This is a genomic window from Acidovorax sp. ST3 (genome assembly GCF_003231145.1).
Classification (GTDB): Bacteria; Pseudomonadota; Gammaproteobacteria; order Burkholderiales; family Burkholderiaceae_C; genus Acidovorax.
Map to the genome: position 1 here is coordinate 1 of NZ_QKVP01000030.1, position 714 is coordinate 714.

Below are 714 nucleotides of genomic sequence, written 5' to 3' on the forward strand. Positions count from 1 at the left end.
GCCGATCCCGGGCTGCCTGCTCTACGCCAACGTCGCCGACTTCACCTGGAACGCGACCAACTACAAGCTGGGCGTCGAGTACGACCTGACGCCGACCTCGCTGTTCTACGCCGACACGGCCACGGGCTATAAGGCCGGCGGCTACGGCGACGGCCAGCCGCCGGCCAACAACAAGTACGATCCCGAGCACCTGACCGCCTACGAGGCCGGGATCAAGAACCGCTTCTTCAACAACCGGGTGCAGGCCAACATCTCGATCTTCTACTACGACTACAAGGACTTCCAGGTCTCGGCCCTGGGCGTGGTCGCCGGCCAGCCGTCGAACGTGACGGTCAACGCCCCCAAGGCCACCCTGTACGGGGCCGAGTTCGAGGGATCGGCCGTGCTCACCGACGCCGACCGCATCGACGGGGCCTTCTCCTACCTGCACGCCCGCTACGACAACTTCGTGCTGCCGACCGGCGACGCCTTCAATCCCGGCCGCGCCGACTATTCGGGCCTGCCCCTGGCCAAGTCGCCGGAATGGACCTTCAGCCTCGGCTACCAGCACGCCTGGACCCTGCCGGGGGACGGCCGCCTGACCGGCCGCGTCCAGACCCACTACGAAAGCTCCAAGAACCTCGACTACCACAACTTCGGAGTCACGGCTCAGGGGGCCTACACCAAGACCGACATCATGCTGACCTACGACTCGCCGTCGCGGCGCTGGAGCGT

1 protein-coding gene is annotated in these 714 nt (G+C 66.4%); it reads left to right on the plus strand.

The window, feature by feature from the left end; translation table 11 throughout:
* The coding region (locus tag DNK89_RS23340; protein ID WP_153064327.1) for a TonB-dependent receptor domain-containing protein at positions 1-714 on the plus strand (714 nt) is incomplete at both ends.